Below are 22,256 nucleotides of genomic sequence, written 5' to 3'. Positions count from 1 at the left end.
ACATTCACAGAATAAATATTAACATTAATTCAAAATACACAGATTAAAATATACGGTTTCCGTAAAATTCTCACGTAACGTACAATTAACACCCTAAAATCGGCTGTTTTTAATACAATATATATCTTGATTTCCGCATCTGGAGTGTATAAATTTTGCACCTCCTTAGAACACTTATTGAGCAGATATCATATTACATGTCCCTAAGATTATTAACTTCCGTATTTGTACTTATATCTGGAATATGCTTCGCCCCTTTTTCCGGAGCCTATTTACTTCAGCCCCGAATAGAGAAAACGCACCTTATATATAATCATCATCTACCCGCTGCCAGCACAGAGGTTAAGAGTAAAATTCTCGATCAGTACAAACACTGGCAGGGAGTCAAATATCAATGGGGCGGTAGCAATATGCGTGGGATAGATTGCTCAGCGCTGATGCAAAAGATCTTTTCTGGCGCGCTGGCAAAGCGGCTTCCTCGCACCACTGCCGAACAAATAAAGTCTGGCTCTGCGGTTGCTATTTCGTCGTTAAAACCGGGGGATTTAGTATTCTTTCAGACGAAAAGAACGGTACGCCACGTCGGCGTATATATTGGAAAGGATAAATTTATTCACGCTTCAAGTTCGCACGGCGTAACCATTTCCGAACTACATAATAGTTATTGGATAACGCGCTTTGAAGCAGCCAGAAGAGTTGTTATTTAATTATAAAAATTAATAATAGTGTCACCAATTTCACATGGATGTCCTCTCTCAATGATAAATGCTATACAGGCGCATTACCTTTTTATAGCGGACTCCTTTTTTAAATAAACGGCGCTTTCGCCCGGCAACCTGCATATTTTTAGCGTTATCATCATTCAAATCAGGCTATAAATAACTGACTTTTTATTGAAAAGCACTCCACTCCAGCGCTCAACTCCTGTTACAGGGTAATTATTATTGGATGGCAATATAGGTATCAACGGCAGAAATTACCTGAGCCAGAGAACACCTTCGTGAAGTGAGCGCCCGTTACTCCGCCTGGCGCTTCAAGGTACCTCAAAATACGCCGTATTGCGGCAAGCCTTTGGCCTGTTACTCCGCCAGCCAGTTCAGTAAAATTCCCGCGTTATACATAATCGCCAGGTTCCCAACATACCCGTCAAAACGGTTATTAATTGCCGAGATCTGATTATTAAAATGGTCGCTTTCAGCCGTTAATACATCCAGCAGCGTTCTCTTGCCAAGGTGATACCACTGTTCATAAAACATCAGCCTGACCTTATCGGTTTCCACGCTCAAACGCTCGTAATCACCGGCGCGCTTTATAGATGAATCGCGCGTTTCCAGCATATTTTGGATTTGATATTCCAGCTCCAGACGCGACGTTTGCGTTTTCTCACGCGCGGCCCGTGCCTTCGCCAGCGCGGCCTGCCTGGCCGCGCGCTCAGAGCCGCCGCTAAACGCGCTCCACTCTACGTTAAGCCCGGTATACCAGGCATCCTCTTCTCCGTATGAGTCCTTCGCCGTGCTTTTTGATACTACCCAGTTAAGTTGAGGCAGCCCGGCGGCCTTAATTGATTCCGCCTGCGCATCGGCGGCGCGAGCCTCCGCCTCATTGCGTAAAAGCGTCGGATGCACCGCCAGTGCGTCAAGCGCCGTTTTTCCGGCAATCATACCGTCATTCCAGTGCAGCCCGGCAGGCGTCTCGGGTCGCCCCCCTAACAGTCTCACCAGCTTAATCATGGTCGCATCATATTGATGCTGTAGCTGATCGCGACTGGCCAGCGCCGAAAGCAGGCGCGCCCGGGCCTGGGTCAGTTCACTGGCGCGGCCCCTGTCCGCATCCGCAATCTGCGACAGCATATTGACCAGCTCGTGCATGCGATCCGCGTATTTCGATGCCACGCGCAGGCTCTCGCGGTAGCGGCTCAGATTCAGTAATTCTGTAGTCGTGCTATACGCTATTTGCTCCCGCGCTTCTTTTACCGCCAGCGCCGTAGAGTTTAGCGATTCTTTCGCGCTCTTCAGGCCGGCGCGTATTTTCCCCCAGTCAAATACCGGGGTTGAAACGGACACCGACAGGCTACTGTCGCTGGGCGATTCATTATGCTGGTAAGTCCGGCCGCTGCCAAAAGTATCAAAAGGTGAGGTAATGCCAAGCTTTACCTGCGGATAACGCTGCCCGCCAATTTGCTTCACATTCCAGTTAGAGGCGTCCATCTCGGCCAGCGCGCCGCGAACTTCAGGACTATGGTTGAGCGCCTTTAGCACCATGGCCTGAAAATAAGCGTGCGAAGAGCCATAAGGCGCGGGGTTTCGCGGGCGTGCGCGGAGCTCCGCTGCAATGGGAGCAGGCCGCCGCTTGTGCATCCCGGCACCGGTAAAGTCAGGAAGCGCAGTAAACGCCAGGGGCGGCTTCTCTGACGGGCGCAGCGCAGGCTGCTTTGTCCTTTCAGACGTCTGGCTTTGCAGGTGCTTCTGCATCCGCCCGGCAGGCATCTCACCGACGGGCGTAAACTGTAACATCCGCTCCTGGCCATACGCCGTTGAAAAAAATGCGCTGCTCGCCAGCGCCGCGTTGACCATAAACGCCAGCGGGCCGCCGACTAAGTAAATAATAAATAAAAATAAAATACAGAAAGGAATATCCGAGAGCGTCGATAGCGTCACCGAAGTGATAAAATCTCTGACCGACTCGAACTCCCGAAGCTGGTTAGCAAAAGAACCGGCCGAGCGCGGTTTAAACTCCAGCTTAACCGCCATCATTTGCCGGAATAATGTAGTGCCGAGAATCAAATCGGCTTTTTTACCGGCGATATCAATAAGCCAGGCCCGAACCTGGCGGGACGCAAATTCAAAAATGATGGCAAGCGTAACGCCAATTGCCAGCGACCACAGAGTCGCATAGGCCTGATTGGGCACCACGCGGTCATACACATTCATAGTAAAGAATGTGGTCGCGAGTGTCAGAATATTTGCCAATAGTGCAGCAGCGGCAGCGCTATAGAAATAGCGGCGATAACGCCAAAGCGTTGAAAAAAGCCAGTGGCCTTCACGATTAATTTCTGGCAAAAACCGATCATTATGATAACGGTTCAGCGAGGGCTTACGATTTGCAAGCAGCGCATAGCCAGAATAAATATGATTAAGCTCCTGCTCACTCAGCGTTAATTTTCCACCGGTTTCCGGTACAATAATATCAAAGCAGGTTTGATTATTATCGTCCGTATCTCGTGAATATAAATTGCGCCTGTCCATCCGTCACTGCTGGAACAGGATGATAAATCAACTTCGCCGCCGAACTCGCCGACGGTGCCTCTTCTTTTGCCACACCGGCCGCGCTGTACAGTAAAAAACCTAATGTAATTATGCGCGCCGCAGCGCCGGTTGTTCTCTTCATATCCATTCGGGTAACTCCATCCTGAAAAGCAGTATTTTCAATACTTAGAAACCACCGCTTTCCCTATACGTTTGCGAGAAATTATTTATCTTTCGCGTAAATTCGATCGCGTATGTACCTGGTTGTCAGATACCGTCTCTTATTTATCGAATACACGCATTAAATACACGCTTTCAATTCTTAACAGGCTTTAAATTCATCTCATTCAAATAACCGCGCTGCCGACGAGAAATATTGCACTACGCCGCACAATTATTATTAAGAAATGATTTATTACCTTCCACGCCATAAACCTGGCAATACCGTTCAGGCACCCCATTTGAGCGAAAAACCGCCACACTGGCTGAGTCTCCAGCCTGGCGTTGCAAAGCTAAATATTACCGATTTCACTCAGATTAAAATTATCTGGTGAGCATCATCAATAACGGTATCAGTAATAATGCGGCTATCAGAGATAACAATGATGAACTCCTTTTACTTAATAGCAGGTTAACGCCACATTCCCGGAGCGCTAATCGGTAACTTCCGATATATCTTTTAGCAACAGCAGGTATTAGCAGCATTCCTGACAAATAAGGAGGGGTTTCCCCCTCCTTATGGGCACAGGTTAGCCAAGGGTTATCTGATGGTTGGCTAATAATGTCTCTAAATCGACGTTGGTATTATTTAACGTCACGACAGAGGTCATCCCGAATTCTCCGCCGTGCCCATCCCGGTCGATACTAATAATCGTATCATTACCGCTATGGGTTACCGACAGGTAATCCTGAATATTATCGCCAGCGTCAATAGTCGCCTTGCCATTAATATAATGCGCGGCGCCGTCGGCATCAGCGTGATAGCCAATCAGCATATCTTTAATATCGACAATATCCGCATTAGGGGTTGCCTCAATAGTACCGACAAAGAACCCATCCACCGTATCGTGGCCGTTACCGCCGCTATTGGTGGCCGACAGCACTTTGTACATCAGCGTATCCTGCCCACCGGCGGTAAGGTCGAACACATCCTCTCCACCGCGTCCTTCAAAGATGTTGTTGGCCTGATTGCCGATAAAGGTATCATTGCCGTTTCCGCCAGCTAAACCTTCGATATTAACGAACTGCGCGCTACCAAAACCGGTGTCCTGCATTTCGGTCTTATTCAGATCGATATGTAGAGACGTATTCCCAGCCAGTTTGTAATCCACGATGTCCATACCGCCGGTTGAACTCCAGGATTTCACGCCTGAGATAGTGGTAGTACCGCCACCGCCGTTGTACAGATCGTTACCCAGTTACCGCTGGCGTCCGCCGTGGTACTGCCCAGCAGGGTGCCGTTGTCGTACACCCGGACCACCAGACCGGCACCCGCCGAGCCGTGCAGCGCCGGGGTGCTGTCATCGGTGATTTCGCCCTTCTGCAGCGGACCGGTGTGCGGGCCTTCATTATCAATTAAGGTATTAATGCTTGGAGCCGCCGGGCCACTGGCGTACACGGTAATGGTGTAATCACCGGATGTCGTACTGTTACCAGCGACATCTTTTTCAACCGCAGAGAACGTGTTCTCGCCCGCAAGCAAATCGTTTTCAATCTGAATAGACCAGTGACCGCTGTTATCCACCGTAGCCCGCCCAATTTCATGCTGGCCAGATGCATCCGTGGTGTACAGGATGATGGTATCCCCTGCAGTGCCGGTACCAGAAATAACGGGTCGGGTGTCATCGGTTTTTCCACCGGTAGGAATGTTTCCAGTAATTTCGCCGACATCATCGGCAACGCCGGTGATTGACAATGCTCCAGCATCAGGCGGGGTGGTATCCACGGTGATGTCGAGGCCCGGCGACGGTTCGCTGACGTTGCCCGCCGGATCGGTTTCCGTGGTGGACAGGCTGTGATCGCCGTCCGCCAGCGGCTGGTCCGGGGTCCACGTCCAGTTGCCGTCCGGATCGACGGTTGCGGAGCCGATTTTCTCGCCGTTGTCCCACACGTCCACGGTGTCGCCCGGGGTGCCCCTGCCGTTCAGGGTCGGGGTGCTGTCGCCGCTGTGGATCGGGCCCTGTTTATCGCCCGCGTTATCGCTGGCCACGGCGCGTCCGGGGTGGCCGGAGGCTGCGTGTCCACGGTGATGTCGAGGCCCGGCGACGGCTCGCTGACGTTGCCCGCCGGATCGGTAACGGTGGTGGAGAGGCTGTGGTCACCGTCCGCCAGCGGCTGGTCCGGGGTCCACGTCCAGTTGCCGTCCGGGTCAACGGTTGCGGAGCCGATTTTCTCGCCGTTGTCCCACACGTCCACGGTGTCGCCCGGGGTGCCCCTGCCGTTCAGGGTCGGGGTGCTGTCATCGGTGACGTCGCCGCTGTGGATCGGGCCCTGTTTGTCGCCCACGTTATCGTGAGCGTCAGGAGCTGGAGGAGTCTGCGGCGCAGTGGAGTCAACGGTAAGGTCAAATCCTGGAGATGGTTTGCTGATATTCCCGGCAGCATCTCGTTCCGTTGTAGTTAATGTATGGTCACCATCTGCCAGCCGATTGTCAGGCGTCCAGCGCCAGTTGCCGTTGCGATCAACGTTGGTCTCACCAATTTTTTTGCCGTTGTCATAAATTGTGATGGTGTTACCCGGCTCTCCGCTACCGCTCAGCTGTGGATGCGTTTCATCGGTGATATCACCACTTTTTAATTTTCCGGTGATAGCGCCAGTATTATCCAGAGCAGAATCGATTCCCTTACTTACCGGAGGCGTTATATCTACCGGGTCATGGTGGTGATGGCCCTTAGTATTGTGTTCGTGAAGGGCAACCCCGGCGCCAATAGCCCCCGCTGCGGCAAGCAGACCAAACAGCAGTGGGTATAAATTAGAGTTGGAGTCATCACTTTCGAAATAAGGCGCGCCTGGCCCCAATGTTTCGCCACCGAGCGCCGCCGCAACTAATTCGCTGTCAGTTATGAGGTAGCCTGCGTCATAGCCAACGTCGCTAACAGGAATATATTGGTAAAGCTGGCCGTCTTCCGCCATCCCTAACAATAATGGAGATGCATCATCACCGTATTCAAAATAGTCTTTAAGAGTCAGGGATGGCTTTTCATCACCTTCCTGCATTACTTCTAAATCATTCCCATTACGCTTTAATGTAATATTTTCAGGAGCAAAGTTATCTCCTTCATTCTTCAGCAAATAAAGATAACCCGATTTTATTTTTACCTTGGCTGGGTTTTCCTGACTGACGGATACGTTTTCATTTTTTCCATCCGCATGTCTTGTAACCAGTATGATTTTCTTACTCATACAATCTCCTGAATTGCTATAACTTTCCTTCCCGGAAAGCTAATCATCCAATGAATAATTTCCAATGTTTACCCGCTTATTTTATTTATCCGGTAAAGACAAAGATACTGCGGTCAAATATCATCCAACCATGAACTAAGAAGACTACGCCGGTCGATTCATCATAAACCATTGATATACAAAAATAATAAAAAACAAAACCGTAAATAAAATTTAAAATAGATAATAAAAATAAGTATATTTAAGCAACTGAGCTAATCCTTTATGGTGTGGTAGTGAGATATCTAAAATTTATACTTAAATAAATAAAACCATATTTTAGAAGGTGAAAGTATTATCTTATTTTTAACTGCCATCCTTTCATGCCCAGCTTTCTCAAGATATTATATTTATGTGCACTAATTGTTTTTTCACTACGCGATAACTTTATAGAAATTGCTTTATTGGTCTCTCCGGCAAGACAAAGTTCAAGGATCTCTCTTTCCCTGCGAGTTAGGCCTGCTTTCTCATACATTTTTTCATTTAGTCCGCCGCGTATTCCATTAAATGATCCAAAGACGCTCCATGAATAGCAGTACCCTCCGTCCATGACTACATTGATCGCTTTAATAAAGAAGTCAGCGTGGCCGTTGCGATTTACCATTCCACGCAGACCTGGTATTTCCTGATGAAGCTGTTTTAAAAAATTTTCATGTGCGGCCAGTGCCAGCAGGGGCACTTCGGTATCTCTGAAACAACCAATAACTTCATCAAGGCAGGAATCAATACCTTCACAGTCAACAATTACAACATCACAATATTCTTTATTGAGTGGTATATGAGCATTTTTTATCGTTGAAAAAAGTACCTGATCTTCAGGGAAACAGCTTTCCAAAATATAATATATCCCTTTGCAACTTAGGTTATCATTCCCTAGATAGGCTATTTTCATTGCTAGTCCCTTTGCTCGATAATCTGATTAAACACATTGAAATCAATATATCGCCCTCCTTTTCACCTCAGTGAATGTGAGCAAAACTAAAATCCATTGTTAACTCAATGAGGATATGGATATATTTTATTAAGAAACCACCTAGGAGAATTAAAGTCAATGCGAGGTTACTTAAACTTAAATCATATCCACTTATATACACTTAAAAATACAGAAAAAGACTTAGGTTACGGGCTGATAACTCTTTCTTACTCTCATCGCGCAGGTATAAATTCCCCCAATGTTTTAGTGAGGACGCGTATAGCAGAGAATAATAACTTCCTAATGTCGAGTTTTATTTCCCACCATGTCTCTCCGTTTCGTCAATGGCTTGATTCCAGATATCATCAATCAGCAAGCATCTATGTACAAAAAGGGTCGTTTCCCCCAGGGTAACAAGATGAACAATTTCAATTCTATTACTAATAAAAATAATTCATTTACATTATAAAACCTTTTTTATTCAGCCAGTGACTTATCTCACACACTTTTTTTCAAAAAGCTTCACTATCCTCATCGCCCTCTTTCTTACCGGGTAATACATAGAGTGCGACGGCAGATAGCCAACAGAAAGCGCATAATCTGCCTTCAGCCCATCCTCATAGTAGAAAAAACCGCCTTAAATGAGGGTTAAGAGAATAACTCTAGAAAATGCGTAAAACATAGATATTTTATACATGTTAATCTATAGATTAAGTAATAAACAATACAATATGCTTATTGATGATCATGAATATTACTGACAGATAACGGAAGCATATATTAATTAATTGTAGGGAAAAATATTAATCACCGAAATAAACCAATAATTCTATTAGTTAGTATTAACACTACAACCGGCATAAACACAGTTAGCAAGCCGCCCCCCGTAAATTGCTCATCTTAATATCGCAACATAAATACAATAAATGATGTTAATATTGTCATGGAGCACTATCAGAATATGAATTTTTTATTCCTTAAAGATTACAGAGCACTAATATAGATTAACTTATACTAAATTAGAAAAGTATTAGAAGAGTGTTGACTTTAGGTTTAGTTAGTGATGTCATAGGCACATACTTATTAGAAATATATGGGACATACGTCAGCGGAAGACGATTATATTCTAAGAACTCCTCTTCTGTCGTATTGAAATATAGATAACGTCATGAATTCACCTTCATGACATCATCAATTATGAGAGTCAGATGAAAGTATTATTCTTGGGCGCGGATAACTTGAGTTGCCACGGTGTTTCTTATTTATTAGGCATGCATTTTGATAAGGAAAGCGTCAAGCTTCTTGCCCCCGAAAATGCGGCTCATGAACTTTATCGCCATCAATATGATATTGTTATTGTAGATTATGAAAGCGCTGAAAAAAACCTGAGCGACGTTGCTCATGCGCTGAACGATATTACTATTCCAGTCCTCATATTAGCTACCCGTAAGCATAATCCGGAATGCCTGCATAAGCAATTTCCTTTTTTACAAGGCATTGTTGACAGGGATAGCAATGCTGATTTCTTTATTAAAGCCATACATATTATTGTTGCCGGCGGCTACTGCTATTCTTGGGAGGTTTTTTCCCAGCGATCTTATCCCTCATCAAACCTGAATGACGAGGCGTATAAAAACGCAGGATTAACGGCGCGCGAACGTGAGATCCTTGATATGTATCTTGCAGGTGAAACCAATAAATCTATTTCTGTGCGTTTATCTCGGAGCGAGAAAACAATTAGCGCCCATAAATCCAATATACTCAAAAAGCTGGGTATGAAACGCTGGCAATTAGGTATTCATTAATTTAGCAGGGTAGCTTTTAGATTATTACGCGGCATATCCCTTATGCCGCACGCGGATTATGCGCGCTCTTATTCCCAAAGCTATAACAGTTTCTACTTCCCCAAATTAACCTCACCGCCCGCTGAAACCCTCTGGTGATACCGGCTATTGTGCCGATGATGCAACGGAAATCATGGGGCGTTCATAATGTTCAATGACCGCCAGCGCCAGCCCTTGAGCAGGATCGATATGTTCGCGTAAAAAATGCAGGCCTGTGCGCCGGGAAGTAAACGTCAATGCGCTCACTGCCGAGCTTGTTCGCACCGTTTCCACAAACCCGCTATGGATGTTCCACGGGCAATCAATTACGATATCCGCCGGATTAAGCAATAACATAATCTGCCCTAGCGCATTTCCTAATAATTCGCCGATTTGCCTCATTACCGCATCGACAATTTGGGGTGCACTCGCCCTGTTTTGCCAGCTTAACCCCGGCGCGTGTCGCGCTAACTGGCGCTGCACGGCGGGTATGCTAATTACCGTCTCCAGGCAACCTTTGCGCCCACAGGTGCATTTTTCTCCCGCGGGTTGCACGATAAGATGCCCTACTTCTCCGGCGGTCCAACTACTGCCGGTATACACCTCCCCGCGCTGTATCAATGCCCCACCCACGCCTTCCGCCACGCGCAGATAAAAGCGATCGGCGGCAGTCTCCGCCGTCGTAGCGCGTTGAACGCCCAACAGCGCCGCCGCTTTCACGTTATTCATGACCCAAAGCGGTAGGGTGAGCATCGCCTGGAGAGGGGAAAGAATATCAACGTCGCGCCAGCCCAGATGTGAGGAATGATGCATCCAGCCGCGCTGGGGATCGATAATGCCAGGAAACCCGATAGCGATTCCCAGCAGCGCCGGGTAACTGTGCGTAAGGAGCTGACAGCGCAACCCGAGTTCGTTAAATAAGCTGGCGGGATCGCGCGTTTGCGTACTCCAGGTCTCCTCTTTAAGTACGCGGGAGAAATAATCGCACACTCGCAGGTGGATCTGCTGGCGCTCAATCATAATCCCCGCGCTAAGCAGACGATCGGGCCGCAGCGCAATTTCAATTTTCCGACGCCCGGCGGCGTAAGAGGCCACGGGCCCGCGTTCTTCAATTAATCCCGCCTCAATTAATTCATCAATGATTAGTGAGACTGTATTTTTACTTAGCGCCAGATAACGAGAAAGATCCTGACGCGAGGTAACCTGCAGACGGCGCAGGGCCGCCATTACCCGCTTTTCATTATTTAAACGCAGGATGGCGGGCCCTTTCCCTGTTTCTTTCATGAGCGACTCAGCTAACGGACTTAACAATATTAGTCTATCAGTATCTTATTGTTCGTCATCCCAAACTTTTCTCCCGCTCTTCCAGCAGGTTAAAAGATGTACGCCACCGTTAGTCTGTTCACGTAACGTAATGATATCGGCGGGTGCGCCAACGGCCAATCCCTGCTGCTGCGGGAGATTAAGGCAGCGCGCCGGGCGCAGCGAAGCCATCTCAACGGCCGTTGCCAAATCAGCCAGACCGTTTTGCAGCACAAAATTCACGCCGTCCAACAATCCACGCGCCGAGCCGGCTAACAGACGCGGATTGTCGGTCATTGAAAGACGCCCGTTGGCGCTAAGCGTCACCCGCCCGCCGATGGGAGCCTGATAATCGCCCGGCGCAAGCCCGGCAAAGCTCGTGACGTCGCTAACCAACAGCGCCTGCTCCCCTTTTGCGCGCAGGAAGACCTTCAGCACGGCGGCTGGGAGATGCTCACCATCCGCAATTAATGTACAGCTCAGCCTGTCTTCCGCCAGTTGCTGCCAGATGTAATTGGGATGACGCGCTAACTGAAGATGAGCGCCGTTTCCTAAGTGCGTCGATAAGCGTGCACCAGCGTCAGCGGCCTGCGTAATTTGCTCCGGCGTGGCGGCGGTGTGACCGATGGAAAAGAGTACCCCGCTCCCTCGATAATGACGGATGAAAGCCGCGCATTCAGGCCATTCTGGAGACAGCGTGATTATCTTGATGAGCCCTTTGGCGCAGCGCTGCCACTCGTCAAACAGCGCGCTGTCGGGCGCTCGTACCGCCTCTTTAGGATGTGCTCCGCGCGGGCCATCTTCGGCTGATAAAAACGGCCCTTCAAGGTGGAAACCGGGTACCGCCTGCCGTACGATTTCCCGCTGTTCACAGGCCTCGGCCAGCGTTGACATCGCCTTACAAATAGTTGGCGCTGGTGCGGTAATCACGGTTGGGAGCCAGCTCGTCACCCCCTGTTTCCACAGCAGGCGCACGGCCTGTTCAACCTGTTCACCGCTAAAGGGGAAGTGGTTAAAGTCGATGCCGTGAAAGCCGTTAATCTGTAAATCCACCAGCCCGGGGGCAATAATGGGCAATGCGGTGTCCGTGGCGATGGGCTCAACGGCAGTAATTTTTCCTTTATTCAGGCGTAACAATACCGGACGCAGCGTCCGGTAATCACGCCCCTGCAGGACTTGCTCAGTCAATGTTTACCTCCGGGCAGGCCTGCGCATCAGTAAACAGCGTGCAGCCGTAATGCCGGCGCAGTATCGTCGCCGGGCAAGCCGTAGAAACAGGATCGTGCAGCGTACGGGTTACAGCCTGGCGTTTAGTTGCGCCGGGTACGATGCAAAATAGACGTTCAGCCTGTAATAGCGTCGGAACGGTGAGCGTAAGCGCATGCGTTGGCACCTGCTCCAGGCTGGCGAAGCAGCCATCATTTACCTGCTGCTGACGGCAGGCGGCATCCAGCGCCACCGGTTTGATAATTTCAGGATCCTCAAAATCAGCCACCGGCGGATCGTTAAAGGCCAGGTGACCATTTTCACCGATCCCCAGACACACCGCATCGATGGGCGCTTCGGCAATCAGAGCCCCGTACTCCTGGCAAATTTGTTCAGGACTGCCCTGCGATGGGATCAGATGCACCTTGCCAGGTTGCACTTTATCAAACAGAGCTTCACGTAAAAAATGGCTGAAACGCTGAGGCGCATCGGCTGACAGCCCAATATATTCATCCATATGAAAAGCCGTGATGCGCGACCAGTCGATATCCTCGGCCTGAGCGAGCGTCGACAGAAACTCATTTTGCGAAGGCGCGGCGGCAAAAATAACGCGCACGCCTTCCTGAGACGCCAGACGAGCACGCAGCCATTCTGCGGCGACAAGTGCAGCATCCTGCCCCATTTCCTGACGGGTCGCGTAGCGACGCACTTCAAGGTTTTCGATAACTACGGTCTGAAAATCATCCATCATCATTAAGCCTCCTGTGATGTTGTTATTCCCTGTGCTGACGCCGCTTCAGCATCGGTGTTCAACGCAGCGAGCAGCGCTTCAACCTCCGGGCGCACCGGCGTCGGCCTCAACCAGCCAATGGCGATGTAGATTATCAGCGAGGAAAGTACCGGTGCTGCAACCGTCATCGCTGCGCTGGCATCGGTTAATACAAATTTGACGGTAAAAAAGGCTCCCACTCCCACCGCCCAGCTTATCAGCGCGGCGATGCTGCCGCTGCGTTTAAACCAGGGAAGCAGCCCTAATAGCATAGGAATCGATATCGGGCCTACCAGCCCGCCAAACCATATTACCAGTAGCGATAATACTCCACCAAAGCGGCTGGCGTTCAGGGCAATTATCAAGGTGGTGGTAATAAACAGAAATGCCGTAATCCTTGCTACAACCAGCGATGTTTCCCCACGTTTAAAACGCTGAGGCAGCATCACCGGCAATATATCCCGCGTTACCACGGCGGTAATGGCATTAGCATCAGAGGACGTCATAGATAAGGTATGGGTAAACATGGCTATCAGCACAAGCCCAATAAGCCCGTTCGGCAGCAATTCCATCGCCATAATCGAGTAGGAGTGCGAAGGATCGCTGATATTAGGGTAGATGAGCGGTGCCGCCCACATCGGCCAGAACAGAACCAGTGGCCAAATTAGGTATAACACCGCCGATAGCAGCGCGGCTTTTCGCGCCTCCCGCCCTCCTGGGGCGGCGATGAAGCGCTGCGCCAGGTTCCACGTACCCCCGTTGTAACTAAGCGTATAGATGACGAAATAAGCCAGGATGAAACCGAGCGTATAGGGTTCCTGAACAATTTGAGTATGATTAGCCGGCAGGCGATCCCAAATGGTAAATAGCTCGCCGAATCCTCCCAGATGCACGGCTACGGCAATCACCATCACAATAGCGGCAATAAACTGAACAATAAATTGCCCGAAGTCGTTACAGGCATCGGCCCATAGCCCGCCCATCACGGTATAAAATAAACTGAGCGCGCCGGAAACCAAAATCCCTACGGCGGGGTCAAGCCCGGTGAAAACATTGATGATAATGGAAATGGCCGCCCATTTAGCCCCCACATCAAACGTTTTCAGTAATACCCCGCTCCATGCTAATACCTGCTGAGTAGGCACATTGTAGCGCGTCGCCAGATATTCCATCGGCGATTCAATATTCATATGAATTCGCAGCCTGGCCCAGCGCGGCGCAAAAACCCAGGCGCCAATTAATACGGCAATAGCGATGGGGAAGGCCCACCAGAAATAAATGGTAATACCATAATGGTAAGCAACGGCAGCATAAGCAACAAATACGGCCGCGCTATAGCCTGACATATGATGAGAGACGCCTGATAGCCACCAGGGCATCTTGCCGCCGGCCGCAAAAAAGTCCCGCGTGCTGTCTACACGCCGCATAGCCCAGAGAGTAATAAAAATAATCATTAGCGCATAGAGCGCCATGACGATGTAATCCAGTACATTCATACCAAACTCCGCTAAATGGTTCGTTTATCCCACTGGCGAGGGCATTGGAACGACTTCGCCCAATTAGTCCTTAATTAGGACAAATTGAATGTGACAGAATTAAGCACTCACTTATGTGATTTTTTTCTCGTTATTGAAGAAAAAATGGTCAGGCCATGAAGAGGAAATGCCTTTAGCGATGAAATTTTATCTGGGTAAAAACGAGGTTTTCAGAATAAAGCCCAAATCAAGAGCCCATGTTGCAATGTAATTAATTACACATTCAATAATAATTACAATAAAACCCCATTTCACTAATTGACAATATGCGGGCAGATCGGCAAATTAATAACGTTACTAAATTAAATAGCTTTTATATCAATCATTCACCGAGGGGCATTAATGAAATTCATTGCAATCGCGCTATCCGCTCTGGCTGTTACCGCCTGCAGTTCCCAGCAAGATCAACACCCTGCTAAAAAAATCGGCATGCCAAACCCGGCTTCAGAGTGGTGCATCTCTAAAGGAGGAAAGCTAGAAATGGTCAATACACCTAAAGGAACTGTAGGTTACTGCGTGCTGCCAGGCGGCGAGCGCATTGAAGAGTGGGCGCTTTACAGGCGCGATCATAGCGCAAAATAGGGTTCACTCATCGGCTATATCAAAAAGAGAGTACGCGATCAGCGCTCTCTTTCTTTTTTCGTTTAAGCCCAATATGGATAAACATATTCTGCCGCAAATAGGCTTAGAAAAGATGCAGAGCTTATCTCGCTGTTATTGATACTGCCTTCAGCTAATGTTAACAAATAGCAGTGAATACGCTAATACAGTTATTTTAGACCAGTTTAGCGCTCAGATTCTTTATCAACTTCTTCTTAACTGAGACAAAACCTCGGGCTGGCGTTTATTCCCGCTTAAAAGACAACATTGAATATCTTGCCTGTTGCCCCTCTTGAGTACACCGAATAAAGCGCCACTATCGTGAATAGCGGAAAAATGTACAACGTTATCCTGAGTAATAAGCCCGGTAATAGCAGTAACAATTCATTAGCTAAACTGGCACTGGCCCCGCCTGAAACTCATCTATGAGCGTCTATACTTAATTCACCGATCCTAAAAAGGAGTAAGACATGTTTCATATAGGTGACATTGTACAACCACGGGTTGGCGGCCCCAAAATGGCCATTACCGCTATTTATTACGACCGGGTGATCGTGACGCCGGTTCATGGCGATAAGCGCGATAAAATAACATTGAAAATTGAAGATATTACACCTTATCAGGAAGATGGCGATTTCGGTGTTTGTTAAATAAAAGGGGGAGAATGGCGGGCAATAATTATTTCCTTACCATACTCCCCTGCTTACCAGATATTAGAACAGAGAAAAGCTTATTATTTGTCTTATTTATACTTTACGGATGGATAAGAAAATCGTCCATTGTCTGCCCGTTTTTTAATGCCAGCGAGATTGCCTTAGGCGTTCTCCCTTGTCCGGTCCACGTTTTTGGAGAGCCATCAAGGTCGATATACTGATATTTTGCCGGGCGAACGGCGCGCTTACTTATCACCGTTTCTTCGCCGGGATTAAGTAATTCATTTAGCTCAATGCCTTCGGCTTCCAGCATTTTAAGCCAATGCTTCATCTTTTCTTCGCGCTCAGCTAACCCTCGCTGTAACTCAATTTGCTCAGCCCGTTTCTCTTCTGTAACAATACGCATTTTATCCAACACTTCCTCAAGAATTTCAGTTGAAATTTCCCGAGCCATTGCGCGTAATGTACGAATATTATTAATATTTTGTAAAATTAATGCCATGAAAACAATCTCCTGGTGGTAATAAAAAAAACAATCTTCTAAAATAATTGATAATGCCACTGATTACCAGATGGTCATATTTAGCTGCATATATTTTCAACGTAAATTAAAAGCGATGACTTCACAAGACAAAAGTCTACAAATTACTTGAAATAAGACAATACTTAATTGAAACAAAATATATTCAACCCCTGAATGGATGGTTTACCCCTCACTCTGGAATCCAATAGCATTGAATAATGATATTATTTTTATTGCAGAGAGACATTATACGTTAAAAACGGTATTTGCACATTTATAACGCGGAAAACACCCCGGTTTACCTGCAAGTAATGGCTCATATGGCGATAATAAATACTAAATGACTCTTTAGCACCCTCTGCTCTGAGAATTGTAATACCAATGGCGATTAACAATAGAGCCATGCGGTTTTATCCGTGGCCGGTTCGTTTTTACACAGGAGATATTCAGTTTGCTTTATAATAGGCGCACGGCAGCCCGTTCACCGGGAAATAACATTATTTTAAACACGGCAGGCAAATCGGAGCCGTGAATCTCTCACGGCGTACTTCTGGGGTAATTAATTAATATCGCCAAACAGACCGGCAAGATAGCGCTCCAGCGCAATACGAGAGCTAAAACCGTGCGGAATACCGTAATGCTCCTGCGCATCGCCGCCGAGCCACAAGGGAAATTGATGATAATGATTACACGTTTTCATCTCGGACGCCGGCTCTGCAAGCGTCTGGCTACGCTCTCTCAGCGCGGGGTGAATCACCAGCGCGGTACGCCCCATCCGCGCTTCACGATTGACGTAAACATAATTGTCGGCGCGACGATAACCATAAGCCTTTTGGGTCACTGCATCCATAATGAAACCGGCTTTTTCCAGAACGCGCGCTACCTCATCGGGTCGTAAATACATAGTTTTTCCTCATCCTCTTCTACCGCAATGCTTTAACTGCCTGGCAACCTTACATGATGCCTATAGGCCCGGCTTTCAGAAAAATCCAGATTGAAGAAGCGATACTACCGACCTCATTCAGTCTGACGAGTATCGTCTACACTCATTAGTGATCGTAATCACAGGAGATTGCCATGTTTTACAAAACGGATCGAAAAAACCGGCCCAATGACGTCAGCGACAGCATTAGTAAGCTTACTCAGGCGCTGGAATCAATGATAAACGACATGGGGCAACAGGCGACAAAACAGAGTAAGGCAGCGCGCCGCGAAGCAGAATCGTTACTTAAAGAAACGCGGGCGCAGCTCAGCAGCAGCAATTGTCCGGTAAACCGGGCCGCATGCGATGCTGCAGCCAGCGCCCAGGAATGGATCCGCGAGCGCCCCTGGTATACGCTGGGAATATGCGCTGCTGCGGGTATTGCGCTGGGCGCATTACTGGCATCACGCCGTTAACTGTCTCCCGGCAACGGGCCTGACTCCCTTCAGGGCAGCCCGCCAGACGGGGCATTTTTCTGCCGTCTGGCATTATATAGCCGGGCTGCCCGCACAAGGCCGCAGGTGTCGCTATGCTGAACGTGATAAAACGCTATGCCTCCGCTTTATCCATCTCACGCAATTTTGCCACTGATTTAAGACGCTAGAGTGGCCCCGCCAACGGCTATATATCCTGCTTTTCATGACATAACGTTTGGGTCGACGGCAGATGGCGGTTTCGTCAGGCAAACCAATTTCATCGATGCTTAAAATCCCTACATAGCGCGTCATTGAATTTCACGCTCTCTATATTTAGTATTAGGCTTTATGCAGTACTATTGGCAATGCACTATTTAGCGGCCTGCTCCGCCAATAAACAGGAATGCAAATCATGAACATTATCATTTACAGTCGCAAAAACTGCCTACCTTGCTATGCAACAAAACGGGAGATGGAAAAGCGCGGATTCCGCTTTACCCTCATTGATATTGAACAAAACCCCAGCACCGCCGCTAAGTTACGCGCCGCCGGACATTCCCAATTGCCGGTGGTGATTACAGACGATATGTGCTGGAGCGGATTTCGCCCGGATATGATTAATCGTCTACCCCGGCCCGGTGCGCGCGTGAAAAATGCATAATGTGAAAGCCGCACTCCTCGCGTTCACGCTCCCTCAGCGTCCTGTAAGCCGCTGGTAGTGGATGGGCGTTAACAATTGCGATTCCAGGCATCCTGTAAAACCCGCTGTCTGCCTTAGCGGAGCTTATTGCTGAACCCTGCCTGCCGCCGTATTGCCTACAGAGACATAAAGCGCTAGCAAGTAAGATATTGGCCGCGGCTCGTTCCTCTAATATGAGTTCTAATAGTGACTAAAGCACTACGTTCTATGCCGGACAGCAGTTATCACCAATGGATTTATTAAAATAAAAATTTTGCGCCGCAAAGAGGATACTTTACGCGGGTAGAATTTAAATAGTAGCTTCATCCAAACCAATATAGATGGAATTACCTCACGCATCAGAAAAACAGTCCGCAAGCCGGTATATATTCCGCACTCTCAGGTATTACCCGGTTCATAAATACCTATCTCAGCAAAGTGAAATTAAACTCTTTGATGATAATTCGTGAAATCAAAAAGCGCCCTTTCATCATACCTCCTTCTATGCACCTCGCAGAGACATACACAACCACTTGAAATTAGTATGGATATATAATTTAAATAATATTAAGCCACGGTCATAATACATTATAAAAAAAACAAAAAAGACACCCAAAGACATCATTAAAATAAGGGTTGTTTGGATTTTGTTACTATGCCAGGGTATACCCAGATTTTATTTCACAAGGAACCATATCGATAACAGCTTACACAGGAAAAACTGTATTTCATGACAATTAAACTAGAAGTAAAAAATCTCTATAAAATATTCGGCGAGCATCCAAATCGCGCTTTTAAATATATTGACAAAGGATTTTCCAAACAAAAAATACTGGAAAAAACGGGACTTTCTCTTGGCGTAAAAGATGCCAGCCTGGCCATTAATGAAGGTGAAATTTTTGTCATTATGGGACTTTCCGGCTCCGGAAAATCCACCCTGGTACGCCTGCTTAATCGCCTGATTGAACCTACTCGCGGGCAGGTTCTGATTGACGGTGAAGACATTGCAAACATATCGGATGCCGCGCTACGCGATGTACGGAAAAAAAAGCTCGCAATGGTCTTCCAGTCGTTTGCTCTGATGCCGCATTTAAATGTTCTGGACAATACGGCATTCGGTATGATGCTTTCCAGCGTCCCTGCCTCTCGCCGCCGGGAAAAAGCGCTCGATGCACTACGACAGGTAGGGCTGGAAAATTACGCGGACGCCTGGCCGGATGAACTATCCGGCGGTATGCAACAGCGCGTAGGTTTGGCCCGTGCGCTGGCTATAGATCCGGATATTCTATTAATGGATGAGGCGTTTTCCGCGCTCGACCCGCTTATCCGCACCGAAATGCAGGATGAGTTGGTTAAGCTTCAGGCAAAACATCAGCGTACCGTCGTTTTTATTTCCCACGATCTTGATGAAGCAATGCGAATCGGCGATCGCATCGCCATCATGCAAAACGGCGAGGTGGTGCAGGTCGGCACGCCCGACGAAATTCTCAATAATCCCAGCAATGATTATGTCCGCACTTTCTTTCGCGGCGTGGATATCAGCCAGGTTTTCAGCGCCAAAGATATTGCGCAGCGCACTCCGCGCGGGCTCATTCGTCGCACTGCCGGCGTTGGGCCGCGCTCGGCGCTGAAGTTACTTCAGGATGAAGCGCTGGAATTTGGTTATGTCATTGAACGCGGTCAGAAATTTATTGGCATTGTTTCCATCGACTCTTTGAAAAATGCGCTAGCGCAGGGGCTGGGGCTGGAGGAAGCGCTTCTGAAAACACCGGGACCTGTCGCTGCCGACATGCCGCTCAGTGAAGTGTTAACCCCCGTTGGTCAGGCGCCCTGTGCTTTACCTGTTATTGACGATGAGCAGCATTATCTCGGCATTATTTCCAAAGGCGTTTTGCTCCAGGCGCTGGACAGAGAGGGGATGAACAATGAATAAAGCACCGCAGACGACGCAGCCTGACGCAGCGAATAGCGCAGGAGATGCCTGGAATTCCGCCGGAAGTCCGCTACCGCAAAACGCGGCGCCACGACATGATGCCGCTGGCAGCGCGGATGCCTGGAGCGGCAGCGCAACGCCTGACGCTCAGTCCGGCGGAGCAAACGACTGGCTGCATGCCGCCCCGCCGCCACAGGAGCAACATTTCAATCTGCTGGACCCTTTTCACCATACTTTAATCCCACTGGACCGATGGGTGACATTAAGTATCGACTGGGTTGTCACTCATTTTCGCCCGCTGTTTCAGGGCATCCGCGTGCCGGTCGACTATATTCTCAGCGCTTTTCAGCAGTTTCTACTGGGGATGCCAGCGCTCGCGGCCATCGTAATATTCGCCCTACTTGCCTGGCAAATAGCCGGCCCCGCCATGGGTATTACCACGGGCATTGCGTTAATCGTCATTGGCGCAATTGGCGCCTGGTCGCAGGCAATGATCACGCTGGCGCTGGTACTCACTGCGCTACTGTTTTGTATGTTAATAGGCCTGCCGCTAGGCATCGCACTCGCCCGCAGCCCGCGCACAGCCCGAGTCATCAGGCCAATACTAGATGCAATGCAAACGACGCCAGCGTTTGTCTATCTGGTGCCTATCGTAATGCTATTCGGCATCGGCAATGTGCCGGGCGTGGTAGTGACAATTATTTTTGCGCTACCGCCCATCGTACGTCTGACCATTCTTGGGATTAATCAGGTGCCCGCCGATTTGATTGAAGCCGCGCGCGCTTTCGGCGCCAGCCCGCGCCAGCTTTTGTTCAAAGTGCAGCTCCCACTGGCAATGCCGACCATTATGGCGGGAGTAAACCAAACGCTGATGCTTGCCCTGTCGATGGTGGTCATCGCCTCAATGATTGCAGTCGGCGGTTTAGGGCAAATGGTTCTGCGCGGTATTGGTCGCCTGGATATGGGGCTGGCTTCTGTCGGCGGCGTAGGCATTGTGTTGCTCGCCATCGTACTCGATCGCCTGACGCAATCTTTCGGGCGCGATACGCGTAGCCGCAGCGGCCGCCGCTGGTATAACACCGGCCCGCTGGGGCTGATATTGCGCCCTTTTCGCGCTAGCGCGCCGCGTCAGGCTTGATGTCAGGCGAGATATCTCATTAATTAAGGAGTTAACATGCGACATTCCATTCTCTTCGTTACCGCCTTTGCAACCCTTGCCTCAGCGCCAATACTGGCAGCTGAACAGCCCGGTAAAGGCATTACCGTCAAGCCGGTACAAAGCACGATTTCAGAGGAAACCTTTCAAACGCTGCTGGTAAGCCGCGCACTGGAAAAACTGGGATACAGCGTCGAAAAACCCAGCGAGGTCGATTACAACGTGGCCTATACTTCGCTGGCTGCGGGAGATGCAACCTTTACCGCCGTGAACTGGAAACCCCTGCATGATGATATGTACGCCGCCGCCGGTGGCGACGCGAAATTCTATCGTTCCGGCACCTACGTTTCTGGCGCCGCGCAGGGATATTTAATCGATAAGAAAACAGCCGAAAAGTATCACATTACCAAAATAGACCAGCTGAAGGATCCGAAACTTGCGAAGTTATTTGACGCGAACGGCAACGGAAAAGCGGATCTCACCGGGTGTAACCCCGGCTGGGGCTGCGAAGCGGTCATCAATCACCAATTGAAAGCTTACGGGTTAAGCAAAACGGTAGAGCATAACCAAGGAAATTACGCGGCAATGATGGCCGATACCCTAACCCGCTATAAAGAAGGAAAACCGGTTCTGTATTACACCTGGACGCCTTATTGGGTGAGCGACGTACTGAAGCCGGGTAGAGATGTCGTGTGGCTGCAGGTTTCCCATTCGTCGCTGCCAGGCAAGCAAAAAAATGTAGACACAAAACTGCCGAATGGCGCTAACTACGGCTTCCCGGTCAATACGATGCATATCGTCGCTAATAAAGCCTGGGCGCAAAAGAATCCGGCGGCAGCGCAGCTTTTCGCCGTGATGAAACTCCCCATCGCCGATGTTAATGCGCAAAATGCCCTGATGCATGAAGGGAAGTCATCAGAAGAAGACATTCAAAACCACGTGGACGGCTGGATAAATGCCCACCAGGATACATTTAACGGCTGGCTCGACGCAGCCCGCAGCGCCGCGAAATAATGTTTTATTTACGGCATGGATGCCGGCACGTTTTATCCCGGCCGCAAACACCGCTTATTCGCTGGC

At 48.8% G+C, this 22,256-nt stretch carries 20 protein-coding genes; 9 read left to right on the top strand and 11 right to left on the bottom strand.

Annotated elements, in window-relative coordinates; translation table 11 throughout:
• Nucleotides 1-197: 197 nt before the first annotated feature.
• The gene (locus SFA31_RS10520; RefSeq protein WP_322839349.1) at nucleotides 198-707 is read left to right on the top strand and encodes an NlpC/P60 family protein; all 510 of its coding nucleotides are present in this window, start codon (nucleotides 198-200) and stop codon (nucleotides 705-707) included.
• Between the two features lie 372 nt (nucleotides 708-1,079).
• Here SFA31_RS10520 and SFA31_RS10515 read toward each other — a convergent pair whose 3' ends face one another.
• The 5 genes from SFA31_RS10515 to SFA31_RS10495 all read right to left on the bottom strand — a co-directional run bounded on the left by SFA31_RS10515 (nucleotide 1,080) and on the right by SFA31_RS10495 (nucleotide 7,578).
• Nucleotides 1,080-3,245 carry a TolC family protein gene (locus SFA31_RS10515; protein ID WP_322837928.1) on the bottom strand — a complete coding sequence of 722 codons (2,166 nt, stop codon included), beginning with the start codon at nucleotides 3,243-3,245 and terminating at the stop codon, nucleotides 1,080-1,082.
• Nucleotides 3,246-3,994: 749 nt separating this feature from the next.
• Nucleotides 3,995-4,585: a type I secretion C-terminal target domain-containing protein gene (locus tag SFA31_RS10510; RefSeq protein WP_322837927.1), complete on the bottom strand. Its 591-nt coding sequence runs from the start codon at nucleotides 4,583-4,585 to the stop codon at nucleotides 3,995-3,997.
• 23 nt (nucleotides 4,586-4,608) lie between these two features.
• Nucleotides 4,609-5,454, bottom strand: coding sequence for an Ig-like domain-containing protein (locus tag SFA31_RS10505; protein WP_322837926.1), 846 nt, complete (start codon nucleotides 5,452-5,454; stop codon nucleotides 4,609-4,611).
• Nucleotides 5,388-6,647, bottom strand: coding sequence for an Ig-like domain-containing protein (locus tag SFA31_RS10500; protein WP_322837925.1), 1,260 nt, complete (start codon nucleotides 6,645-6,647; stop codon nucleotides 5,388-5,390). The genes SFA31_RS10505 and SFA31_RS10500 overlap by 67 nt, the downstream gene beginning before the upstream one ends.
• Nucleotides 6,648-6,981: 334 nt before the next feature.
• Entirely contained in the window at nucleotides 6,982-7,578 is a 597-nt protein-coding gene (locus SFA31_RS10495) for a response regulator transcription factor (RefSeq protein ID WP_322837924.1), read from the bottom strand.
• A 1,229-nt stretch (nucleotides 7,579-8,807) separates the two neighbouring features.
• On the opposite strand from SFA31_RS10495, the gene SFA31_RS10490 reads away from it, so the two are divergent.
• A complete protein-coding gene (locus tag SFA31_RS10490; RefSeq protein ID WP_322837923.1) occupies nucleotides 8,808-9,404 on the top strand; it encodes a response regulator transcription factor in 597 nt (198 codons plus the stop codon).
• A 144-nt stretch (nucleotides 9,405-9,548) separates the two neighbouring features.
• Here SFA31_RS10490 and SFA31_RS10485 read toward each other — a convergent pair whose 3' ends face one another.
• The 4 genes from SFA31_RS10485 to SFA31_RS10470 are packed head-to-tail and all read right to left on the bottom strand — an operon-like array spanning nucleotide 9,549 to nucleotide 14,195.
• On the bottom strand, nucleotides 9,549-10,706 hold the full coding sequence (locus tag SFA31_RS10485; protein ID WP_322837922.1) for an ROK family transcriptional regulator: 1,158 nt from the start codon (nucleotides 10,704-10,706) through the stop codon (nucleotides 9,549-9,551).
• Between the two features lie 45 nt (nucleotides 10,707-10,751).
• On the bottom strand, nucleotides 10,752-11,912 hold the full coding sequence (locus SFA31_RS10480; RefSeq protein WP_322837921.1) for an N-acetylglucosamine-6-phosphate deacetylase: 1,161 nt from the start codon (nucleotides 11,910-11,912) through the stop codon (nucleotides 10,752-10,754).
• On the bottom strand, nucleotides 11,905-12,684 hold the full coding sequence (locus tag SFA31_RS10475; protein WP_322837920.1) for a glucosamine-6-phosphate deaminase: 780 nt from the start codon (nucleotides 12,682-12,684) through the stop codon (nucleotides 11,905-11,907). The genes SFA31_RS10480 and SFA31_RS10475 overlap by 8 nt, the downstream gene beginning before the upstream one ends.
• The gene (locus SFA31_RS10470; protein ID WP_322837919.1) at nucleotides 12,684-14,195 is read right to left on the bottom strand and encodes a sodium:solute symporter family protein; all 1,512 of its coding nucleotides are present in this window, start codon (nucleotides 14,193-14,195) and stop codon (nucleotides 12,684-12,686) included. The genes SFA31_RS10475 and SFA31_RS10470 overlap by 1 nt, the downstream gene beginning before the upstream one ends.
• Nucleotides 14,196-14,576: 381 nt before the next feature.
• Between SFA31_RS10470 and SFA31_RS10465 the strand changes: the two genes are divergently transcribed.
• Both SFA31_RS10465 and SFA31_RS10460 read left to right on the top strand, forming a co-directional pair.
• A complete protein-coding gene (locus SFA31_RS10465) occupies nucleotides 14,577-14,816 on the top strand; it encodes a DUF333 domain-containing protein (RefSeq protein WP_322837918.1) in 240 nt (79 codons plus the stop codon).
• Nucleotides 14,817-15,304: 488 nt separating this feature from the next.
• A complete protein-coding gene (locus SFA31_RS10460; RefSeq protein WP_322837917.1) occupies nucleotides 15,305-15,484 on the top strand; it encodes a hypothetical protein in 180 nt (59 codons plus the stop codon).
• Between the two features lie 103 nt (nucleotides 15,485-15,587).
• Here the strand turns inward: SFA31_RS10460 and SFA31_RS10455 are convergent, their stop codons facing one another.
• Nucleotides 15,588-15,989: an H-NS family nucleoid-associated regulatory protein gene (locus tag SFA31_RS10455; RefSeq protein WP_322837916.1), complete on the bottom strand. Its 402-nt coding sequence runs from the start codon at nucleotides 15,987-15,989 to the stop codon at nucleotides 15,588-15,590.
• 580 nt (nucleotides 15,990-16,569) lie between these two features.
• Nucleotides 16,570-16,914: a DUF2002 family protein gene (locus tag SFA31_RS10450; RefSeq protein WP_322837915.1), complete on the bottom strand. Its 345-nt coding sequence runs from the start codon at nucleotides 16,912-16,914 to the stop codon at nucleotides 16,570-16,572.
• Nucleotides 16,915-17,087: 173 nt separating this feature from the next.
• Between SFA31_RS10450 and SFA31_RS10445 the strand changes: the two genes are divergently transcribed.
• The 5 genes from SFA31_RS10445 (at nucleotide 17,088) to proX (ending at nucleotide 22,190) form a co-directional block, all read left to right on the top strand.
• Entirely contained in the window at nucleotides 17,088-17,408 is a 321-nt protein-coding gene (locus SFA31_RS10445) for a glycine zipper domain-containing protein (RefSeq protein ID WP_322837914.1), read from the top strand.
• A gap of 412 nt (nucleotides 17,409-17,820) precedes the next feature.
• Nucleotides 17,821-18,069 carry a glutaredoxin domain-containing protein gene (locus tag SFA31_RS10440; RefSeq protein ID WP_322837913.1) on the top strand — a complete coding sequence of 83 codons (249 nt, stop codon included), beginning with the start codon at nucleotides 17,821-17,823 and terminating at the stop codon, nucleotides 18,067-18,069.
• Nucleotides 18,070-18,817: 748 nt separating this feature from the next.
• A complete protein-coding gene (gene proV / locus SFA31_RS10435; RefSeq protein ID WP_322837912.1) occupies nucleotides 18,818-20,020 on the top strand; it encodes a glycine betaine/L-proline ABC transporter ATP-binding protein ProV in 1,203 nt (400 codons plus the stop codon).
• Nucleotides 20,013-21,158 carry a glycine betaine/L-proline ABC transporter permease ProW gene (gene proW / locus SFA31_RS10430; RefSeq protein WP_322837911.1) on the top strand — a complete coding sequence of 382 codons (1,146 nt, stop codon included), beginning with the start codon at nucleotides 20,013-20,015 and terminating at the stop codon, nucleotides 21,156-21,158. Before proV ends, proW begins: the two co-directional genes overlap by 8 nt.
• A 36-nt stretch (nucleotides 21,159-21,194) precedes the next feature.
• The gene (gene proX, locus SFA31_RS10425; protein WP_322837910.1) at nucleotides 21,195-22,190 is read left to right on the top strand and encodes a glycine betaine/L-proline ABC transporter substrate-binding protein ProX; all 996 of its coding nucleotides are present in this window, start codon (nucleotides 21,195-21,197) and stop codon (nucleotides 22,188-22,190) included.
• Nucleotides 22,191-22,256 lie beyond the last annotated feature (66 nt).

Source organism: Erwinia sp. HR93, assembly GCF_034555055.1.
Lineage (GTDB): Bacteria > Pseudomonadota > Gammaproteobacteria > Enterobacterales > Enterobacteriaceae > Apirhabdus > Apirhabdus apintestini.
The sequence above is the reverse complement of the archived record's forward strand: the minus strand, read 5'-3'. Positions and strand labels throughout refer to the sequence as shown.

What these genes read in the sequence shown, in the direction of transcription:
- SFA31_RS10455 (WP_322837916.1), bottom strand. Translation starts at nt 15,989, where the DNA reads ATGGCATTAATTTTACAAAATATTAATAATATTCGTACATTACGCGCA.
- SFA31_RS10465 (WP_322837918.1), top strand. Translation starts at nt 14,577, where the DNA reads ATGAAATTCATTGCAATCGCGCTATCCGCTCTGGCTGTTACCGCCTGC.
- SFA31_RS10485 (WP_322837922.1), bottom strand. Translation starts at nt 10,706, where the DNA reads ATGAAAGAAACAGGGAAAGGGCCCGCCATCCTGCGTTTAAATAATGAA.
- proX (WP_322837910.1), top strand. Translation starts at nt 21,195, where the DNA reads ATGCGACATTCCATTCTCTTCGTTACCGCCTTTGCAACCCTTGCCTCA.
- SFA31_RS10440 (WP_322837913.1), top strand. Translation starts at nt 17,821, where the DNA reads ATGAACATTATCATTTACAGTCGCAAAAACTGCCTACCTTGCTATGCA.
- SFA31_RS10460 (WP_322837917.1), top strand. Translation starts at nt 15,305, where the DNA reads ATGTTTCATATAGGTGACATTGTACAACCACGGGTTGGCGGCCCCAAA.
- proV (WP_322837912.1), top strand. Translation starts at nt 18,818, where the DNA reads ATGACAATTAAACTAGAAGTAAAAAATCTCTATAAAATATTCGGCGAG.
- SFA31_RS10515 (WP_322837928.1), bottom strand. Translation starts at nt 3,245, where the DNA reads ATGGACAGGCGCAATTTATATTCACGAGATACGGACGATAATAATCAA.
- proW (WP_322837911.1), top strand. Translation starts at nt 20,013, where the DNA reads ATGAATAAAGCACCGCAGACGACGCAGCCTGACGCAGCGAATAGCGCA.
- SFA31_RS10470 (WP_322837919.1), bottom strand. Translation starts at nt 14,195, where the DNA reads ATGAATGTACTGGATTACATCGTCATGGCGCTCTATGCGCTAATGATT.
- SFA31_RS10500 (WP_322837925.1), bottom strand. Translation starts at nt 6,647, where the DNA reads ATGAGTAAGAAAATCATACTGGTTACAAGACATGCGGATGGAAAAAAT.
- SFA31_RS10490 (WP_322837923.1), top strand. Translation starts at nt 8,808, where the DNA reads ATGAAAGTATTATTCTTGGGCGCGGATAACTTGAGTTGCCACGGTGTT.
- SFA31_RS10495 (WP_322837924.1), bottom strand. Translation starts at nt 7,578, where the DNA reads ATGAAAATAGCCTATCTAGGGAATGATAACCTAAGTTGCAAAGGGATA.
- SFA31_RS10475 (WP_322837920.1), bottom strand. Translation starts at nt 12,684, where the DNA reads ATGATGATGGATGATTTTCAGACCGTAGTTATCGAAAACCTTGAAGTG.
- SFA31_RS10450 (WP_322837915.1), bottom strand. Translation starts at nt 16,914, where the DNA reads ATGTATTTACGACCCGATGAGGTAGCGCGCGTTCTGGAAAAAGCCGGT.
- SFA31_RS10520 (WP_322839349.1), top strand. Translation starts at nt 198, where the DNA reads ATGTCCCTAAGATTATTAACTTCCGTATTTGTACTTATATCTGGAATA.
- SFA31_RS10510 (WP_322837927.1), bottom strand. Translation starts at nt 4,585, where the DNA reads ATGGACATCGTGGATTACAAACTGGCTGGGAATACGTCTCTACATATC.
- SFA31_RS10445 (WP_322837914.1), top strand. Translation starts at nt 17,088, where the DNA reads ATGTTTTACAAAACGGATCGAAAAAACCGGCCCAATGACGTCAGCGAC.